Annotated in this window: 16 protein-coding genes; 9 read left to right on the plus strand and 7 right to left on the minus strand. The window is 70.8% G+C overall.

The window, feature by feature from the left end; genetic code table 11:
- From E1181_RS13580 to E1181_RS13600, 5 genes are all read right to left on the minus strand, one after another.
- Positions 1-990 (minus strand): transketolase family protein, encoded by a 990-nt coding sequence (locus tag E1181_RS13580; protein ID WP_132674653.1) that lies wholly within the window; start codon positions 988-990, stop codon positions 1-3.
- The gene (locus E1181_RS13585) at positions 987-1,814 is read right to left on the minus strand and encodes a transketolase (protein ID WP_132674655.1); all 828 of its coding nucleotides are present in this window, start codon (positions 1,812-1,814) and stop codon (positions 987-989) included. The genes E1181_RS13580 and E1181_RS13585 overlap by 4 nt, the downstream gene beginning before the upstream one ends.
- Positions 1,807-3,147 (minus strand): MFS transporter, encoded by a 1,341-nt coding sequence (locus E1181_RS13590; RefSeq protein ID WP_132674657.1) that lies wholly within the window; start codon positions 3,145-3,147, stop codon positions 1,807-1,809. Before E1181_RS13590 ends, E1181_RS13585 begins: the two co-directional genes overlap by 8 nt.
- Before the next feature lie 115 nt (positions 3,148-3,262).
- Entirely contained in the window at positions 3,263-3,886 is a 624-nt protein-coding gene (locus tag E1181_RS13595; RefSeq protein WP_235876743.1) for a GntR family transcriptional regulator, read from the minus strand.
- A gap of 208 nt (positions 3,887-4,094) precedes the next feature.
- Positions 4,095-5,051: an AraC family transcriptional regulator gene (locus E1181_RS13600; RefSeq protein WP_132674659.1), complete on the minus strand. Its 957-nt coding sequence runs from the start codon at positions 5,049-5,051 to the stop codon at positions 4,095-4,097.
- 243 nt (positions 5,052-5,294) lie between these two features.
- On the opposite strand from E1181_RS13600, the gene E1181_RS13605 reads away from it, so the two are divergent.
- Positions 5,295-6,515 (plus strand): cytochrome P450, encoded by a 1,221-nt coding sequence (locus E1181_RS13605; RefSeq protein WP_132674661.1) that lies wholly within the window; start codon positions 5,295-5,297, stop codon positions 6,513-6,515.
- Positions 6,515-7,552 carry an NADH:ubiquinone reductase (Na(+)-transporting) subunit F gene (locus tag E1181_RS13610; protein ID WP_235876744.1) on the plus strand — a complete coding sequence of 346 codons (1,038 nt, stop codon included), beginning with the start codon at positions 6,515-6,517 and terminating at the stop codon, positions 7,550-7,552. Before E1181_RS13605 ends, E1181_RS13610 begins: the two co-directional genes overlap by 1 nt.
- 41 nt (positions 7,553-7,593) lie before the next feature.
- Here the strand turns inward: E1181_RS13610 and E1181_RS13615 are convergent, their stop codons facing one another.
- The gene (locus E1181_RS13615; RefSeq protein ID WP_132674663.1) at positions 7,594-9,165 is read right to left on the minus strand and encodes a GMC oxidoreductase; all 1,572 of its coding nucleotides are present in this window, start codon (positions 9,163-9,165) and stop codon (positions 7,594-7,596) included.
- Between the two features lie 134 nt (positions 9,166-9,299).
- Here E1181_RS13615 and E1181_RS13620 point away from each other — a divergent pair, with 134 nt between their 5' ends.
- On the plus strand, positions 9,300-9,833 hold the full coding sequence (locus E1181_RS13620; protein WP_235876745.1) for a TetR/AcrR family transcriptional regulator: 534 nt from the start codon (positions 9,300-9,302) through the stop codon (positions 9,831-9,833).
- On the opposite strand, the gene E1181_RS13625 is transcribed toward E1181_RS13620, so the two are convergent.
- Positions 9,834-11,333, minus strand: coding sequence for a helix-turn-helix domain-containing protein (locus E1181_RS13625; protein ID WP_408009799.1), 1,500 nt, complete (start codon positions 11,331-11,333; stop codon positions 9,834-9,836). It lies immediately after the preceding gene.
- 200 nt (positions 11,334-11,533) lie between these two features.
- Between E1181_RS13625 and adh the strand changes: the two genes are divergently transcribed.
- The 6 genes from adh (at position 11,534) to E1181_RS13655 (ending at position 17,602) form a co-directional block, all read left to right on the plus strand.
- Complete coding sequence (gene adh / locus E1181_RS13630; protein WP_132674665.1) at positions 11,534-13,057, plus strand: aldehyde dehydrogenase; 1,524 nt, start codon at positions 11,534-11,536, stop codon at positions 13,055-13,057.
- Positions 13,057-13,431, plus strand: a complete 375-nt coding sequence (locus tag E1181_RS13635; protein WP_207922138.1) for a DUF779 domain-containing protein — start codon at positions 13,057-13,059, stop codon at positions 13,429-13,431. Before adh ends, E1181_RS13635 begins: the two co-directional genes overlap by 1 nt.
- Before the next feature lie 223 nt (positions 13,432-13,654).
- Positions 13,655-14,893 carry an iron-containing alcohol dehydrogenase gene (locus tag E1181_RS13640; protein ID WP_132674667.1) on the plus strand — a complete coding sequence of 413 codons (1,239 nt, stop codon included), beginning with the start codon at positions 13,655-13,657 and terminating at the stop codon, positions 14,891-14,893.
- A complete protein-coding gene (locus E1181_RS13645) occupies positions 14,890-16,260 on the plus strand; it encodes a MadS family sensor histidine kinase (RefSeq protein ID WP_235876746.1) in 1,371 nt (456 codons plus the stop codon). Before E1181_RS13640 ends, E1181_RS13645 begins: the two co-directional genes overlap by 4 nt.
- Entirely contained in the window at positions 16,257-16,925 is a 669-nt protein-coding gene (locus tag E1181_RS13650; protein WP_132674669.1) for a MadR family response regulator transcription factor, read from the plus strand. The genes E1181_RS13645 and E1181_RS13650 overlap by 4 nt, the downstream gene beginning before the upstream one ends.
- Positions 16,926-17,062: 137 nt before the next feature.
- Complete coding sequence (locus E1181_RS13655) at positions 17,063-17,602, plus strand: AAA family ATPase (protein ID WP_132674671.1); 540 nt, start codon at positions 17,063-17,065, stop codon at positions 17,600-17,602.

Raw genomic sequence — 17,602 nt, forward strand, 5'->3', positions numbered from 1 at the left:
TCAGCCGAGCTCGGCGAGCACGCGTTCGCGGATCTGCGGCACCGAGAGCCCGTAGCGGTCGTGCAGCGTGGGCAGCGCGCCCGCGGCCAGGAACTCGTCGGGCAGGCCGATCGGCACGATGCGCTCACCCACCCCGGCGAAGGCCAGGCAGGACGCGACGGACTCGGCCAGACCCCCGACGACCGTGTGGTTCTCCAGCGTCACCACCAGCCGGTCCCCTCCGACGGCGGCCAGGATCGCCTGCCGGTCGAGGGGTTTGATGGTCGGCACGTGCAGCACGGCCACGTCGACGTGATCGGCGGCGAGCTCAGCGGCGGCCGACAGGGCGCGCATCGTCATCAGCCCGCTCGAGATCATCAGCACGTCCCGGCCGGTGCGCAGCTCAGCGGCCTTGCCCAGCTGGAAGCGGTAGTCGTACTCGTCGAGCACCGTCGGCACCGCGCCGCGCAGCAACCGCAGGTAGGTGGGGCCGGGGGAGTCGGCCAGCTGCGGCACCGCCTGCTCGATGTCCACCGAGTCGCACGGGTCCACGATGGTCAGCCCCGGGATGCCGCGCAGGATCGCGACGTCCTCGGTGGCCTGGTGGCTCGGTCCGTACCCGGTGGTCAGCCCCGGGAGTCCGCCGATGACGTTGACGTTGAGCCCCGGCTCGGCGATGTCCAGGCACAGGAAGTCGTAGGCGCGGCGGGTCGCGAACACCGAATAGGTCGAGGCGAAGGGAGTCAGGCCGACCTCGGCCATCCCCGCGGCCGCCGCCAGCAGCGACTGCTCGGCCATGCCCATCTGGAAGAACCGCTCCGGGTGGGCGTCGCGGAAGACGTGCATGTCGGTGTACTTGGCGAGATCCGCCGAGAGCCCCACGACGTCCTGGCGCTGCTCGGCGAGCCCGGCGAGCGCGTGCCCGAACGGGGCCTTGGTGGTCTTCTGGCCCTCGTCGGCGAACGAGGCGATCATCGCCGACGTGGTGGCCTTCTTCGTCGCGGTCGTCATGCCCCGGCCTCCTGCAGGTGGTCGCGTGCCAGTTGCCACTCGTGCGGCTCGACCCGCATGAAGTGCGCCTTCTCCCGAGTTTCCAGGAACGGGACGCCTCGGCCGACCCGGGTGTCGCAGATCAGCACCGATGGCGAACCCCGGTGCTCGCGCAGCTCGTCCAGCGCTGCCACCAGGGCGTCGATGTCGTTGCCGTCGACGCGGACGGCGTTCCAGCCGAAGGACTCCCACTTGGCCTGGATCGGCTCGGTGCGCAGCACGTCGACCGTCGGGCCGTCGGCCTGCAGCGCGTTGACGTCGACGAGGGCGATCAGGTTGTCCAGCCCGTGGTGCGAGGCGGCCAGCGCCGCCTCCCAGGTCGAACCCTCGTCCAGCTCGCCGTCGGAGAGCAGGTTGTACACCCGAGCGGGATTCCCCTTGTGGCGCAAGCCGATCGACATCCCGACGGCCACGCCGAGCCCGTGCCCGAGCGAGCCGCCGGAGATCTCCACGCCGGGGGTGTAGCTGGCCATGGCCGACATCGGCAGCCGCGAGTCGTCGGCGGCGTAGGTCTGCAGCTCGTCGGTGTCGATCACCCCGGCCTCGGCCAGCGCCGCGTACAGCGCGATGGCGTAGTGACCGATGGACAGCAGGAACCGGTCGCGGTCCTCCCACTCCGGATCGTCGGGCCGGAACCGCAGCTGGTCGGAGTACATCACCGCCAGCACGTCGGCGACGCCGAGCGCCTGGGCGATGTAGCCCTGGCCCTGGAGCTCGCCCATGTCCAGGGCGTTCTTGCGGATGCGGCGCGCCGACTCCGCGATCTTGCGCGTTCGATCAGACAACTGCTTCCTCCTTGCCGGTGGCGGCGCGCTCGACGGCCGCGACCTCCGCCTTCTGGACAGGGCCCCACGTCTCGCGGGTGAGCACCGCCGCGACCAGGCCCAGCACGCCGTAGCCGCTGAACAGCAGCGCCGGTCCGAGCCAGCCGGCCTGGGCGTACAGGGCGGTGGCGATCATCGGCGTGAAACCCGAGACGACCGCGGAGATCTGGTAGGCCAGGGATGCGCCGGCGGTGCGGGTCTTGGTCTCGAACAGCTCGGAGAACCAGGCGCCCTGGACTCCGGCCAGCGAGTTCTGGCAGAGCGCGTAGCTGATCACGAAGGCGATCACGATCAGCACCGCGGAGCCGGTGTTGGCCATCAAGAACATCGGCACGCCCCACGCCACGGCGGCCACGCATCCCAGCAGGTAGATCGGGCGCCTGCCGAAGACGTCCGAGAAGTGCCCCCACAGCGTGGTGGCCAGGATCCCGACCCCCGCGGCCGTGGTCAGCGCGAGCAGGCTCAGGGACCCCGAGGTGGGCGAGGTGTCGAGCTCCAAGTAGGACAGCATGAACGTCACCGACACCGCGTAGCCCGCGGTCTCGACCACGCGCAGGCAGAACGTGCGCAGCACGTTGCGCCAGTCGTCGCGCAGCACCTCCAGGATCGGGTTGCGCGCGACCTCGCCGGAGTCCTTGAGCTCCTCGAACTCCGGCGACTCGTCGATCTTGAGGCGGATCAGGATGCCCACCACGATCAGCACCGCCGAGAGCAGGAACGGGACCCGCCACGTCAGCGTGCCGCCGAGTCCGGCGCTGAGCAGGAACGCCAGGTTCGCCAGCAGCAGGCCGACGGGGAACCCGGCTTGCGTGATGCCGGTGTAGAGACCTCGTTTGCGCCAGGGCGCGTGCTCGAAGGTCATCAGGATGGCGCCGCCCCACTCCGCGCCGAAGGCGAGGCCCTGCACGATGCGGACGGCCACCAGCAGCACCGGCGCCCAGATGCCGACCTGCTGGTAGGTGGGCAGGCAGCCGATGAGCACGGTGGCGATGCCCATCAGCAGCAGCGAGGACACCAGCACCGGCTTGCGTCCGATGCGGTCACCCAGGTGACCTGCGATGATGCCGCCCAGCGGACGCGCTGCGAAGCCGACGCCGAGGGTCGCGAAGGACATCAGCGAGGCCGACAGGGGGTCGGAGCCGGGGAAGAACGCGTCGCCGAAGTAGAGGGCGGCGGCGGTTCCGAAGCCGATGAAGTCGTAGGTCTCGATGGTCGCGCCGACGCCGCAGCCGACGGCGACTCTGAACTTCTCCGGGCTGCCGTGCACCGACGCCCGGGATGGGGAGCTTGCCATCGCGATCCTCCTTGACCGGGTGGCTGAATGTTGAGTGTCAACAGTCAATGTTGACAGTCATCATAAGTCCGGTCGGGGGCGTGTCAAGGACGGATTTTCCGCCCCGCGCTCAGGTTCAGCTCTTGCTGTTGAGCAGCGTGACCGCGGCCTGCATGTGCTCGCGGAGCACGCGCACGGCGGTGTCGGCGTCGCCGCGTTCGACGGCCTCGACTATCGGCCGGTGGTGGTCGGCGGACATCGGGAAGCGCCGGTTCTCGGTGGACGCGCTCATCACGACCACCCGGATCGGGCCCTCCAGGTGCCGCCAGGTGTCGAGCAGGATCGAGTTGCCCGACAGCTCGCACAGCTGGGCGTGGAAGGCGAGGTCGGCTTCCAGCTGCTCGCTGAGGTCGCCGGTCGCCGCCTCGAGCTTGTCCAGCGCCGAGTGCAGCTCGCCGACCACCTGCGCCAGCCGGTCGGACTCGACGATCTCGGCGACCGCCTGGCCCTCCAGCGCGCAGCGGACCCGGAACAGCTCGTCGATCTCGTTCGGCGACAGGCTGCGCACCCGCAGCATGCCGCGAACGCCGGGCGTGACCAGGCCTTCCTGCTGGAGATGGCGCAGCGCCTCGCGCACCGTGCCGCGGCTGATCGACAGCTGCGAAGCGATCTCGACTTCGCCGAGGTGATCACCCGGCCCGTACCGCCCGGTCAGAATCGCCTCGCGCAGCGCCACCAGCGCGCGCTCCCGCAAGGTCAAGCGATCCAAACTGCGCAAACCCTCGTCCACCACGGAGGCGATGATAGCCCGCTGTCGACAGTCAACGGCGGAAGCCGCCAGGTGTCCTCACATCCGCCGCGCAAGCCCTCCCGCAGCCCGCGCTCACCCGGGAGGGGGAGGACCACCGAATTTCGCGCGAAATTCGACGCCAAACTTTCGGAGTCGAATTTCTCGCGAAATTCGAGGGTTACGCCTGCAGGGTGGTGGAGGGCGCGCAGCCGTACTTGTCGCGGTAGGCGGCGGCGAAGCGCCCGGTGTTGGTGAAGTTCCAGCGCGCCGCCACCTCGGCGACCGTGGACGTGCTCGCCGCCACCAGGTCCTCGTGGGCTCGGGCGAGCCGGATGTCGCGCAGGCACGCTGACGGCGTCGCGCCCACGTACTCCTGGAAGCCCTCCTGCAGGCGGCGGACGCTGACACCGGCGATCTCGGCCATCTCGGCCGCCGTCCACGCGCGCGCGGGGTTCTCGCGGAGCCGGTCCAGGACGCGGTTGACGATGCGCGGCCGGGCGGGTGCGGAGCTGCGCCGGTCGGGGTGCATGGCCAGGAGGAATCCCGTCATGATCGTGCTCGACAGCTGCCGCTTGAGGACGTCGTCGCACAGCATCGCGTCGGTCTCGCCCAGATCCGCGGTGAGGTTGCGGACGAAGTGCAGCCAGCCGCGGGTGGCCGCGCTGCGCCGGTCGATCTGCGCGGGCAGGTCCAGTCCGCCGGGCAGCGGAGCGGCCAGCACGCGATCGGCCTCGCGTTCCAGGCAGGCGCGGTCGAACTTGACCCCGACGACGGTGCACTCCGACGACCAGCGGGTGATCGGCGTGGTGCGGTTGGGCGGGAAGATCGTGCCGGTGCCCTCGCCGGAAACCACCTGGTCGCGGCCGTGCCGGGACTCCAGGCGGCCGGCCAGCGGCATGTTGACCTCGTAGGCGTCGGGATAGGCGCAGTCGATGGCCACGTCCACGCCCCAGCCGATCCGGCCGACGGTCACCGGCCCCAGGTCCACGGTGTGCATCGACAGGTCGAGCCGGTCGGTGGGCGACAGCGGGCGCAGCTCGTGCGGGAAGTAGGCGCCGGTGACGGCGCGGATCGCCTCGCTCCAATCGCGCGTCGCCGCCCGGCGGACGGCCTCCTCCGACGTTCCGGTCACCATCTCGCCCCCTCGTCCTTGAGCCGGCTTGCCAGGGATTAAACCGGCCGGGAACGCGATGGTTAAGCGCTGGGAGCGGGTGAGTCCCGATTCGTCGCGCAATCCGTCCCGGCACCGCGCCCAGCGGCTCGACCGATCCTGCCGAACCGTGGTGTTTTTCCTGCTGACACCGCCCGGACGGCGATCGGCGGATCCGCTGCGGAAGGAACCGATCTCCCGAACTGCGAGCGCGCAGGAGGAATTGCGATGACGATGACCACGCCGAGCTGGATCGCGGACGTGACGATGGAGCAGCTGGAGCGCGACCCGTACCCGTTCTACGAGCGCCTTCGCGCCGAAGCCCCGCTGGCCTACGTCCCGGCGCTGGGCTGCTGGGTGGCCTCCACCAAGGAGATGTGCAAGCGGATCGCGGGCACCGACGACAGCGACTTCGAGGGCGTCATCGCCCCGGCCGGCCGCCGCACCTTCGGCGACCCGGCGGTGCTGGACGCCAACGGCGCGGAGCACGACGACCTGCGCGCCATGGTCGACCCGGGGCTGCAGCCCAGCGAGGTGGACCGCTACGTCGACGGCCTGGCCCGACCGATCGCCCGCCGCTACCTGGAGGCGTTCGAGAACGACGGCGAGGCGGACCTGGTGTCGCAGTTCTGCGAGCCGGTCAGCGTGCGCAGCCTCGGCGACCTGATGGGCCTGCGGTCGGTGAGCTCGGACAAGCTGCGCGAGTGGTTCCGCAAGCTCAGCGCGTCGTTCACCAACGCCGGTGTCGACGAGAACGGCGACTGGGCCAACCCGGACGGCTTCACGCCCGGTGACGAGGCCAAGGCCGAGATCCGCGCGGTGGTGGACCCGCTGCTGGACGCCTGGACCGTCGAGCCCGACGACAGCGCGCTGTCGCACTGGCTGCACGACGGCATGCCACCCGGCGAGGTCCGCGACCGCGAGATCATCTACCCGAACCTCTTCGTGTTCCTGCTCGGGGCGATGCAGGAGCCGGGACACGCGATGGCCTCCACCATCGCGGGCCTGTTCACCCGCCCCGACCAGCTGGAACGCGTCATCGACGACCCGTCGCTGGTGCGCAGGGCGATCACCGAGGGCGTGCGCTGGACCTCGCCGATCTGGTCGGCGGTGGCGCGGCGCAACCACCAGGACATGACCATCGACGGCATCGAGCTGCCCGCCGGTTCGGTGGTGATGATGTCCTACGGCTCGGCCAACCACGACGAGAACGACTACAGCTCGCCAGCGGTGTTCGACCTGGACCGCACCCCGGTGCCGAACCTGGCCTTCGGCGCGGGCAAGCACGCCTGCGCGGGAACGTACTTCGCGACCGAGGTCGTGCGCATCGCGCTGGAGGAGCTGTTCGAGGCGATCCCGAACCTGGAGCCCGACACCGACCACGAGGTGGACTTCTGGGGTTGGGGTTTCCGCGGACCGGTCGAGCTGCACGCCGTGTGGGAGGTGTGATGGCCGCGCCCGAGATGACCCACGAGGTCCGCATCGATCCGCTGGACCGGTCGACGACATGCCCTGCGGGGCAGTCGATCCTGGAGTCCTGCCTGCGCGACGACATCTGGTTGCCGCACTCCTGCACGCAGGGGACCTGCGGCAGCTGCAAGGTGAAGGTGCTCTCCGGCGAGGTCGACCACCGCGAATCCTCGGAGTACACGCTCACCCCGGAGGAACGGGAGTCCGGGATCGCCCTGGGCTGCCAGGCCACGCCGATGTCCGGGCTCGTGCTGGAACCCGTCGAGCAGGTCGACCCCGACGACGGGGTGCCGCGCCACCCGCTGCGCGACCACACCGGGACCGTGGTGGTGCTCGACGACATCGCTCGGGACGTCCGGCGGCTGGTCGTCGAGCTCGACGAACCGATGGCCTTCAACCCCGGGCAGTACACCGAGATCCGAGTGCCCGGAACAGATGTGGCGCGGCAGTACTCCATGGCCAACCCGCCGTCGGAGACCTCGCGCCTGGAGTTCCACGTCCGCCGCACTCCCGGCGGGATCGCCACCGACGGCTGGATGTTCGCAAGCCTGGCGGTGGGGGAGCGCGTCGAGTTCAAGGGGCCGCTCGGGGACTTCGGAATGCCCGTGGCGCAGGAGGAACCGGCGATCCTCATCGCCGGGGGCACCGGGCTGGCGCCGCTGAAGTCGATCGTGCGGCACGCGCTGGCCCACGACCTCGCCCCGGAACTGCACCTCTACCACGGCGGTCGGAGCAGGCAGGACCTCTACGACGTCGAGTTCTTCGAGGACCTGGCGCGCGAGCACCCGAACTTCGGGTACCGGCCGTGCCTGTCCGAAGAGGACTGGGAGGGTGCGACCGGGCTCGTGACCGACGTGGTGCTGGCGGACTTCCAGTCCTGCCGGGGACTCAGCGCCTACTTGTGCGGACCGCCGGGGATGGTCGAGGCGGGGGTCAAGGCGCTCAAGCGCCGGCGGATGGCTCCTCGCAAGATCCACCGGGAGGAGTTCCTCGACGCCTCGCACGCCGCGAGGTGAGACCTCGCCCCGCGCCACCTCGGTGGCGCGGGGCGAGACCGCTAGAAGACGACGCCGGCGTCCTGGGCGAGGAGCTCGTCGGTGGCGCGTTCGGCCACGGCTGCGATGGTCATCGACGGGTTGCAGGCGGCGGTGTTGCCCGGCATGAGGGCGCCGTCGAGGACGTAGAGCCCGCGGTGGCCCTGCACCCGGCCGGCGAGGTCGCAGACCACGTTCATCGACGCGCCGCCCAGCGGGTGCCAGGTGTTGGGCACCAGCGAGGTGGTGTCGAGCCGGACCGAGCCGTTGCCCGCGACCGCGGCGACGCGTTCGTCGATGCGCTCGGCCAGCACCGAATCCGCCTGCGACGGCCAGTCCAGCACGGCGTCGTCCTTGGCCGAGTCGTAGACGAACCGGCCTCGTCCGGAGCTGACGCCGTAGCCGACCAGCATCGTGGTGCGCAGGTTCGGCGTCGGCGGCAGCGACGCCTGGATGACCGTGTTGGCCAGCGTCGGGTCGTCCCACTCCTTGCTGCCGTAGATCACCGGGCCGCCCTGCGGCGCGCCGAAGTCGTCGGTGAAGTTGGTCCAGGTGTAGATGCGGTCGCCGTTGGAACCCCAGTTGGAGCCGAGACCGTCGGGCATGTCCGGGATCTGGTCCTTGGCGGCGGCGCGCATCAGCAACCGGGTGGTGCCGGCCGTGCCCGCTGCCATCACCAGAGCACCGGTGGTGATGATCTTCTGCTCCAGCACGGTGCCGTCGGTGGCGATGCGGTCGACGTGGACCTGCCAGCGGCCGTCGCGGGTCTTGGCGACGTCGGTGACGTTGTGCTGCTCGGCGACGGTGACCTTGCCGGTGGCCTCGGCCTGGGCGATGTAGGTGACGTCGACGGAGTGCTTGCCGCCGTTGTTCACGCCGAACGCGCAATCACCGTTGGTGTAGGAGGGTTTCATCTCGCCGCGGAGCTCGCGCAGCGCGTAGTCCCAGTCGATGGGCATCGGGATCTTCTCCACCGAGAAGCCGGCCCGCTCGACGTTGCGGGCGAAGATCCGCGAGGCGGCGTAGGTTTCGCTGTTGATCAGCTCGTCAGGGGCGGTGGCGATCCCCAGCATCTCGGCGACCCGCCGGTAGTGGATGCGGTCCATGCGGGCGTAGTCGAGCCGCTCGGGCATGTTGGCGTTGAAGACCTCTTCGGTCGGTTGCAGCGTCATGCCCTGGTAGAGCAGGGATCCGCCGCCGACCCCGGCCGCGCACATGATGTCCATGCCGTTGCCGGTCACGCGCTCCAGCAGACCGGTGTAGCGCTCGAACGGCGGCGGGGAGAACCCGAACAGCGACGGGCCCGAACCCAGCCAGAAGAACCGCTCGTCCGGTGAGGCCAAGGTGGGGAAGGTGTCGGCGTTCGGGCCGGTCGGCCAGCGCTTGCCCCGTTCCAGCACGAGCACCGGGACCCCGGCCTGGGCGAACCGCAGTGCCGTCACGCCACCGCCGAACCCGGATCCGATGACGACCACCCGGTGCTCCTCGCGGGTGAGGGGCACGCGGCTGGCGGCGTTCGCGTACGGGCCCAGCAGGGACAGGCCTGTCGCCGCGGCGGTTCCGGCGAGCAGGGTGCGGCGGCTGAGTTCGGGCATGCGGTACCTCCACGGCAGGCGTCGTCGTCGACTGAGCCGGGAGCTTATGGAGCCAAAACGAGACATTGAACTGGTCGACGATCTCACTACTGGCTAGTAAGTTGAGTCCTCGTGTGGCCTGTCGGAGGTGAGCGGTGCTGAGCTCTCGCCGTACCGACGCGCGCCGCAACCGCGAGGCCATCCTGCGCACCGCCGATGAGGCCTTCGCCGAGGACGTCGACCTGGTGCCGCTGTCGGAGATCGCCCGCCGCTCCGGACTGGGCCGCGCCACCGTCTACCGGCACTTCTCCGACCGCTACGCCCTCGGGCTCGCAGTGGCCGAGAGCAAGCTGCACCTCCTGCGCGAGCTCGTCGCCGAGTGCGACTTCATCGAGGTGCTGGAGGAGCTGTTCGACGAGCAGATCTCGCGGCGCCCGCTGGTGCGGCTGTTCCGCGAGCTCCCGCCCGCCGACCAGCGCCGGTACGCCGGTCAGCTGGTCTCGATCCTGGCCCCGGGACTGCGCGAGGCGCAGGAGGCCGGGATCATCCGCAGCGACGTCGGCCCGGACGACCTGGCCCTGATCTGCGAGATGGTCGAGGGCGCACTGTCGTCGCACCTGCCGGCCCCGGGAGGCGTGGAGTCGGTCCAGCGGGTCGTGGAGGTCATGCTCGCCGGTCTGCGGGCCTGATCAGGGCTCGCCGGCGAGGACCTGCTGCATTCGGGCGGTGACCAGCGGTCGGCGGGAGTCGTGGTGGGGGAGTCGGTGCGCGAGCTGGCCCAGGATCTCCAGGTCGTCGGTCGGGTGGTCGCGGAACAGCGCCCACAGCGCCGCCACGTCCCCGCGGTCGAGGACGGCGTTGCGCAGCGACGCGAACAGCTCCTCCCGCTCGTCGCGGATCGCGGGCGCCTCGCTGGCCTCCAGCAGCGGGCCCCGGTAGGTCTCCGAGGCGGTGCGGATGTCGCCGTCGTGCAGAGCGCGGCGCACGGTGAGGAAGTCCGCGTCGACCGCCGCCTGCAACCGGTAGGGCTTGGTGGCGATGACGTGCTCGCCCAGGTGCGTGCGCAACCGGTGGATCTCCGCGCGGGCGGTCACCGGGTTGCCGCGCTCGCCGTAGAGCTGGAACGCCAGCCGGTCGGCGGTCAGGCCGGCCGGACGCATCGCCAGCAGCGTCAGGATCTCCGCGTGCCGCAACGACAGCGGAACGTCGCGCCCGTCGAGCACTGCGCGCGGCCCGGCGGAGTTCAGGAACGACAACGACAGCACGGGACGCGGACGGGTCCGCGCCGCCGACGAACCGGGCAGCCGCAGCAGGTATCCCTCGGCGAGCCGCTCCAGCACCGCTTCGCGGCCGTCGGCGAGCGTGACCCGGCCGTCGGTGACGTCGACGCGCTCGGGCAGCAGCGACGCCCCAGGTTCCACCGCCAGCACCCGCCCGGTGCGGGTCAGCAGCGCGCCCGCCTCGCCCCGCAGCGCCCGCAGGTGCGGCATGTTGCGGGCCCGGAGCTGCTCGTCGCGCGCGGCCATCCGCGCGCGCAGGTGGCTCTCGGCCAGCTGCGCGGCGGCGCTGACCAGCGACACCATCGCCGGGTGCACGGTGCGCAGCGGCCCGCTGATGTCCACCGATCCCAGCACGTCACCGGTGTCGGGGTCGTGGATGGGGCTCGCCGCGCAGGTCCAGTCGTGGTAGGTGCGCACCAGGTGCTCGGCGGAGTAGATCTGCACCGGTTTTCCCACCGCCAGGGTGGTTCCCATCGCGTTGGTGCCGATGGCCTCCTCGGCCCACCGGGTTCCCTCGCTCAGCCGCACCCGGTCGGCGCGCCGCTGGACCTCGGAGTTGCCCTCGCGCCAGAGGATCAGCCCGTCCCGGTCGGTCACGATCATCACGTGCATCGCCTCGTCGGCGACGTCGAGCACGGTCTGCCGCAGCACGGGAATCGCTGCGGCCAGGGGGTGTTCGGTGCGCATGTCGCGGACCTCGTCGCGCTCGCAGACCACCGGTGCCTCGCAGGAGTCGGGGTCGACCTCGGCGGCCAGCGAACGCTGCCAGGACTCCGAGACCAGCGTCCGCGGTGAGCGGGGCGCGCGGTCGCCGCGCAGCACCGCGTCCCACACGCGTCCCAGCAGCGATGCGTACTCCAGCGGGTCGGCCAGCATCGTCGCGTTGGTGGGATCCTCCTCGGTGCGCACCCTGCCTCCAGTCCCGACGTCGGCGTCGACGCGTGAGGTCACATGATGACCACGCGCCGACGCCGGGGACAAGAGCGCCACCCGCCACCAGGACCAAAACCGTCCGTTCGGTCAGGCACCCGGTCGGTGCAACCTCGTTGCAACGTGAGGCGCGACACGATTCCGCGCGACAACGGAAGTTCTCGTGCAGGAGGCAACGCATGACCAAGTACGCAGCGCCGGGTACGCAGGGCAGCGTCGTGGCCTACGAATCCCGCTACGACCACTACATCGGCGGTGAGTACGTGGCCCCGGCCAAGGGCGGGTACTTCGCGAACCCGACGCCGGTGACCGGTGCGGACTTCACCGAGATCGCCCGGGGGACCGCCGACGACGTCGAGCGCGCGCTGGACGCCGCGCACGGCGCGGCCCCGGCCTGGGGCCGCACCTCGGTCGCCGAGCGGGCCAACGTGCTCAACCGGATCGCCGACCGCATGGAGGCGAACCTGGAGCGGCTGGCGGTCGCCGAGAGCTGGGAGAACGGCAAGCCGGTCCGCGAGACCCTGGCCGCCGACATCCCGCTGGCCATCGACCACTTCCGCTACTTCGCCGGAGCGATCCGCGCGCAGGAGGGAAGCCTCGGCGAGGTCGACGACAACACGGTGGCCTACCACTTCCACGAACCGCTGGGCGTCGTCGGCCAGATCATCCCGTGGAACTTCCCGATCCTGATGGCCGTCTGGAAGCTGGCTCCCGCGCTGGCCGCGGGCAACGCCGTGGTGCTCAAGCCGGCCGAGCAGACCCCGGCCTCGATCCACGTGCTGGTCAGCATCATCGGCGACCTGCTGCCCGCGGGCGTGCTCAACGTGGTCAACGGCTTCGGCGTGGAGGCGGGCAAGCCGCTGGCCTCCAGCAACCGGATCGGCAAGATCGCCTTCACCGGTGAGACCACCACCGGACGGCTGATCATGCAGTACGCCAGCGAGAACATCATCCCGGTGACGCTGGAGCTGGGCGGCAAGAGCCCGAACATCTTCTTCGACGACGTGGCCGCGGCCAACGACGCCTTCTACGACAAGGCGCTCGAAGGGTTCACGATGTTCGCGCTCAACCAGGGCGAGGTGTGCACCTGCCCGTCGCGGGCGCTGATCCAGAGCGGCATCTACGAGAAGTTCCTCGGCGAGGCCGTGGAGCGCACCAAGGCGGTCAAGCAGGGCAACCCGCTGGACACCGACACCATGATCGGCGCGCAGGCCAGCAACGACCAGCTGGAGAAGATCCTGTCGTACTTCGACATCGGCAAGCAGGAGGGCGCCAAGGTCCTCACCGGTGGCGAGCGGGCCGACCTCGGCGGCGAGCTCTCCGGCGGCTACTACGTGCAGCCGACGGTGTTCGAGGGCCACAACAAGATGCGGATCTTCCAGGAGGAGATCTTCGGGCCCGTCGTCTCGGTCGCTCGCTTCGACGACTACGCCGACGCGATCAAGACCGCCAACGACACCCTCTACGGCCTGGGTGCCGGGGTGTGGTCGCGCGACACCAACACCGCCTACCGCGCGGGTCGCGAGATCCAGGCCGGCCGGGTGTGGGTGAACAACTACCACGCCTACCCGGCGCACGCGGCCTTCGGCGGCTACAAGCAGTCCGGCATCGGCCGCGAGAACCACAAGATGATGCTGGAGCACTACCAGCAGACCAAGAACCTGCTGGTCAGCTACTCGCCGGACAAGCTGGGCTTCTTCTGATGGAGCCCGCCAGGGTCGCCGTGACACCGGAGGCGGCGCAGCTGCTGCGCCGCCTCCGGGCCGACCACGGTCCGCTGATGTTCCACCAGTCCGGCGGGTGCTGCGACGGCAGCGCCCCGATGTGCTACCCGGCGGGGGAGTTCCGCACCGGCGGGTCGGACGTCCACCTCGGAGACCTGGAGGTGGACGGGGAAGCGGTTCCGGTGTGGATGTCGGCGGCGCAGCACGAGTACTGGAAGCACACGCACCTGACCATCGACGTCGTGCGCGGCCGGGGCAGCGGGTTCTCGCTGGAGGCCCCCGAGGGGGTCCGGTTCCTGATCCGCTCCCGGCTGCTCACCGACGACGAGCTGGAGGCGTTCGGCCTCGCCTGATCGGCGGCGTCGTTCGGAGGGGGGCGACGGCGGGACCCGCCCCACCGGGTGGGTCCCGCTCGTGCCCGTCACGATCAGCGGAAATCTGACCGACCGCGCTTCGCGGTGTGTTTCAGGTCACGTTTCGGACTAGGATGGGTCGGGGTTCGGCCCGTCGGCCCGATCGGTGATCGTCGAGGTCCGCGCCGCGCACACCCCCGCTCCGGTGCCTGGAGGATGCCTGATGACAGTGCGAAGCCGGGTGCCCAGCTCGACCGAACCCGAGGTCGCCGAGCTGGCCGGACCCCAGATCGCGCCGCTGAGCGGCGACTCGCCCGGGCTGGCGAAGTTCCACGTCCCGGAGGTCGTGTTCGGGCCCGGTGCGCTGGCCGAGCTCGGGCACTGCGCGCGGCGGCTGGGCGCGCGCCGCCCGTTCCTGGTCACCGATGGCGGCCTCACCGAAGCGCGGTGGGCCGCCGAAGCCGCCGGGCACCTCGACGCGGTCGGGTTGAAGGCGGTCGTGTGGGACGCCGTCACGCCCAACCCCAAGGACCACGAGGTCGAGGCCGCCCACCAGCGCTACGCCGAGTCCGGGGCCGACGTGATCATCGGCGTCGGCGGCGGTTCGGTGATCGACGCGGCCAAGGGCGTGGCGATCCTGTCCGGCAACGGCGGCCGGATCCTGGACTACGAAGGCGTGGACCAGGTGGTGAACCCGATCCCGCCGCTGGTCATGGCACCGTCGACGTCGGGAACGGGTGCCGACGTCTCGCAGTTCGCGATCATCACCGACACCGCGAACGCCACCAAGATCACGATCCTCAGCCGCGCCCTCGTCCCCGAGATCTCGGTGATCGACCCGCGGCTGCTGACCAGCATGCCGGACTGGCTCAACGCCGCCACCGGGCTGGACGCGCTCACCCACGCCATCGAGTCCTACGTCTCCCGCGCGCACAACACCCTCACCGAGCAGCACTCGCTGCACGCCGCGAAGCTCATCACCGGCAACCTCGCCCGCACCCTGTTCCGCCCCACCGAGGCCGAGCCGCGCGTGGCCATGGCGCAGGGCGCGCTGGAAGCCGGGATGGCCTTCACCAACGCCATCCTCGGCGCCACCCACGCCATGAGCCACCAGGTCGGCGGGCTGCTCGACGCCCCGCACGGGGTCATCAACGGGGTGCTGCTGCCGCACGTGATCCGCTTCAACGCCGAGACCGACCCCTCGCGCTACGTGCCGCTGGCCGCGGCGATCGGGATCGACACGGCCGGAGTTCCCCCTGTCGAGGTGGCCTTCACCCTCGCCGACCGGGTTCGGGAGCTGGCCGACGTCGTCGGCGTTCCGCAGACGCTGCGCTCGCTCGGTGTGTCCGATGTGGACATACCGGTGCTGACCCGCAACACGCTCAAGGACGCCTGCCTGACGACGAATCCGCGCGAAGCGCGGGCGACCGACATCGCGGGACTGTTCCGGGCGGCGCTGTGAGCGGTGATGCCGGGACCTCAGGCGGTGAGTTCGGCGACGACCTCGGCGTCCTGACCGGGCTGCGCTCCGGCAAGCGCTCGTTCTACCCGGAGTACGTGCGCTCCGCCGAACGCCTCGAATGCGCCGTGCAGGCGCTCGACCGCATCTCCCGAGCGCTGGTGCGCACCGTCGAGGGTCCCCGCACGCTCGTCGAGGCCGTGGTGCGCGCCGCCGCCGAGCACCTGCAGGCCGACCGGCTGCTGCTGGGCATCGCCGACGGAGCCCTGCGCGCGGCCCGGCCCCGATTCCTGCTGCTGCACCACGGCGAACTCGTCGACGACGAGTACCGCCTGCCGCCGGAAGCGCGCGAGCAGCTCGACGTGATCCGGACCCGGCCGTGGGAGATCGAACTCGCCCCCGGCGGCCCCGGCTGGGTGCGGGCGCCGATGACCCTCGACGACGAGCCCGTCGGCGGCATCGTCGGCTGGCCGGGCGACGTGCAGGTCGCCGACACCGACCTGGCGATCATGCGGGTGCTGGCGAACCAGGCCGCCGTCGCCGTGCACAACTCGTTCCTGTTCCACGCCGCCGCCCAGCTGCGCGGGCGCACCGAACAGCTCTCCGAGGCCGCCGCCCAGCAGGCCAGGGACCTCGCCGCCCGCAACGCCGAACTCCAGGAGACCCAGCGTCGCCTGGTGGAGGCGATGCAGCGCCAGGCCCTCGACGACGAACGCCACCGCATCGCCCGCGAGCTGCACGACACCGTCACCCAGTACGTCCTCAGCGCCGGCATGACCGTCGAGGTGTGCCGCTCCGAACTCGCCGAGATGGGCCCGGAAGCCCAGGAGGTCGCCGAGAAGCTCGCTCCTGCCAAGGGGCTCACCCAGCAGGCCGTGGAACGCCTGCGCGCGGCGATCTACGCGCTGCACCACGGCGCCGAAGAACCCCCGGGCTCGCTGCCGGTCCTGCTCAAGCAGCTGTCCACCGTGCACCTGTCCAGCGAGTTGAAGGTGGAGGTGCGGGTGGCGGGCAGCCCCGCTCCGCTGCGACCGGAGGACGAGAGCTCGATCCTGCGGCTCACCGGCGAGGCGCTGTTCAACGTCGTCTCGCACGCAGGAGCCACCCGCGCCGTCGTGCAGCTCGTCTACCAGCCGCAGCAGCTGCGGCTGACGATCTCCGACGACGGGACGGGCGATCCCGCGCAGCTGCGGCGATCGCTGAAGCTGTCCTCGGCGACCGATCTGGCGGGCCGGCACCGCGGCCTGGCCAACATGGCCGCCCGCGCGCAGGAGCTCGGCGGGACGCTGGCCATCCGCCGCTCGCGGATGGGCGGCGTGGCGTTGCAGCTGCGGGTGCCGCTGTCCTCGACCCGGGAGGTGATGCCATGACCCCGCCGGTCCCCGACCAGCGCACGCCGATCGGACAGGTGCGGATCGTGCTCGTCGACGACCACGCGATCGTCCGGCACGGCCTGCGCTCGGTGCTCGAACGCGAACAGGACCTGCACGTGGTCGGCGAGGCCGCCACCGCCGCCGAGGCCGTCGACGTGGTCGCCGCCGCCCACCCGCACGTCGTGCTGCTGGACCTCAAGCTCTCCACCGGCGACAACACCGAGGGGCTGCACCTGTGCGGGCAGCTCACCGAGCTGCACCCGGGACTCGGGGTGCTGGTGCTGACGACCTTCCTCGACGGCGGTCTGGTCGTCGAGGCCATCCACCGCGGTGCCCGGGGCTACGTCGTCAAGGACGTCGACACCACCGAGCTCGTCCGCTCCATCCGCGCGGTGGCCCGCCGGGAGAGCTCCTTCGACTCCCGCTCGGCCGCGGCGATGGTCGAATCGATGAACTCGCCGTCGAGCGATCCGCGCCTGACCGAGCGCGAGCTCATCGTGCTGCGCGAACTCGCCCACGGGCTCAGCAACCGCGACATCGGGGCGAAGCTCTTCATCTCCGAGACCACGGTCAAGTTCCACGTCCGCAACATCATGCGCAAGCTCACCGCCACCAGCCGCGCCGAAGCCGTCTACGAAGCCAGCAAGCTCCACCTCATCTAGGAGCTGTCGAGGAACTGCTTGCTCGGCTGTGCGAGCTGAGTCCCACACCTGAATCAGCTCGCACAGCCCGGCCTTCGCGAGGGGACGCGGGCGTGGGTGGGTGGTCGTGGTGCGCTGCGCCGGGTTAGGTTTCCGGTGTGGCCGGTGATGTGGTGATCTTGAGCGGCCCGCCGGGAGCGGGGAAGACGACCGTGGGCGGCTTGGTGGCGGCCGAGAGCGCCGGCGCGTCGGTGCACATGGCGACGGACTTCTTCTACCGGTCCATCCGCAGCGGTTACGTGGCCCCGTTCCTCCCCGAGTCGCAGCGGCAGAACGAGGTGGTCATCGAGGCGATCGCGGCGTCCGCGACGGCGTTCGCGCGCGGCGGGTACCGGGTCGTGGTCGACGGCATCGTGGGGCCTTGGTTCCTCGACCCGTTCCGGAAGGCCGCGGAGCGGGACGGTCTCGCGCTGTCCTACGTGGTGCTGCGGCCCGCGCTGGACGTCGCGCTGGACCGCGTGCGAGGGCGCGGAGACGACGAGTTGAGCGACCCGGAGGCGATCTCCGGATTGCACAGCGCCTTCACCTCCCTCGGAGACCTGGAGGACCACGTGCTCGACCCGGGGGAGCTCACGCCGGAGCAGACCACCCGCGAGGTTCGCAGCGCCCTCGAAACCGGGCGCTTCCGCCTGATCTGA

Source organism: Saccharopolyspora terrae (assembly GCF_004348435.1).
Classification (GTDB): Bacteria; Actinomycetota; Actinomycetes; order Mycobacteriales; family Pseudonocardiaceae; genus Saccharopolyspora; species Saccharopolyspora endophytica.

Bases quoted from the DNA above. Each gene is read 5' to 3' on its own strand.
- E1181_RS13580 (WP_132674653.1), bottom strand. From the start codon at position 990: ATGACGACCGCGACGAAGAAGGCCACCACGTCGGCGATGATCGCCTCG.
- E1181_RS13590 (WP_132674657.1), bottom strand. From the start codon at position 3,147: ATGGCAAGCTCCCCATCCCGGGCGTCGGTGCACGGCAGCCCGGAGAAG.
- E1181_RS13600 (WP_132674659.1), bottom strand. From the start codon at position 5,051: ATGGTGACCGGAACGTCGGAGGAGGCCGTCCGCCGGGCGGCGACGCGC.
- E1181_RS13605 (WP_132674661.1), top strand. From the start codon at position 5,295: ATGACGATGACCACGCCGAGCTGGATCGCGGACGTGACGATGGAGCAG.
- E1181_RS13610 (WP_235876744.1), top strand. From the start codon at position 6,515: ATGGCCGCGCCCGAGATGACCCACGAGGTCCGCATCGATCCGCTGGAC.
- E1181_RS13615 (WP_132674663.1), bottom strand. From the start codon at position 9,165: ATGCCCGAACTCAGCCGCCGCACCCTGCTCGCCGGAACCGCCGCGGCG.
- adh (WP_132674665.1), top strand. From the start codon at position 11,534: ATGACCAAGTACGCAGCGCCGGGTACGCAGGGCAGCGTCGTGGCCTAC.
- E1181_RS13635 (WP_207922138.1), top strand. From the start codon at position 13,057: ATGGAGCCCGCCAGGGTCGCCGTGACACCGGAGGCGGCGCAGCTGCTG.
- E1181_RS13640 (WP_132674667.1), top strand. From the start codon at position 13,655: ATGACAGTGCGAAGCCGGGTGCCCAGCTCGACCGAACCCGAGGTCGCC.
- E1181_RS13650 (WP_132674669.1), top strand. From the start codon at position 16,257: ATGACCCCGCCGGTCCCCGACCAGCGCACGCCGATCGGACAGGTGCGG.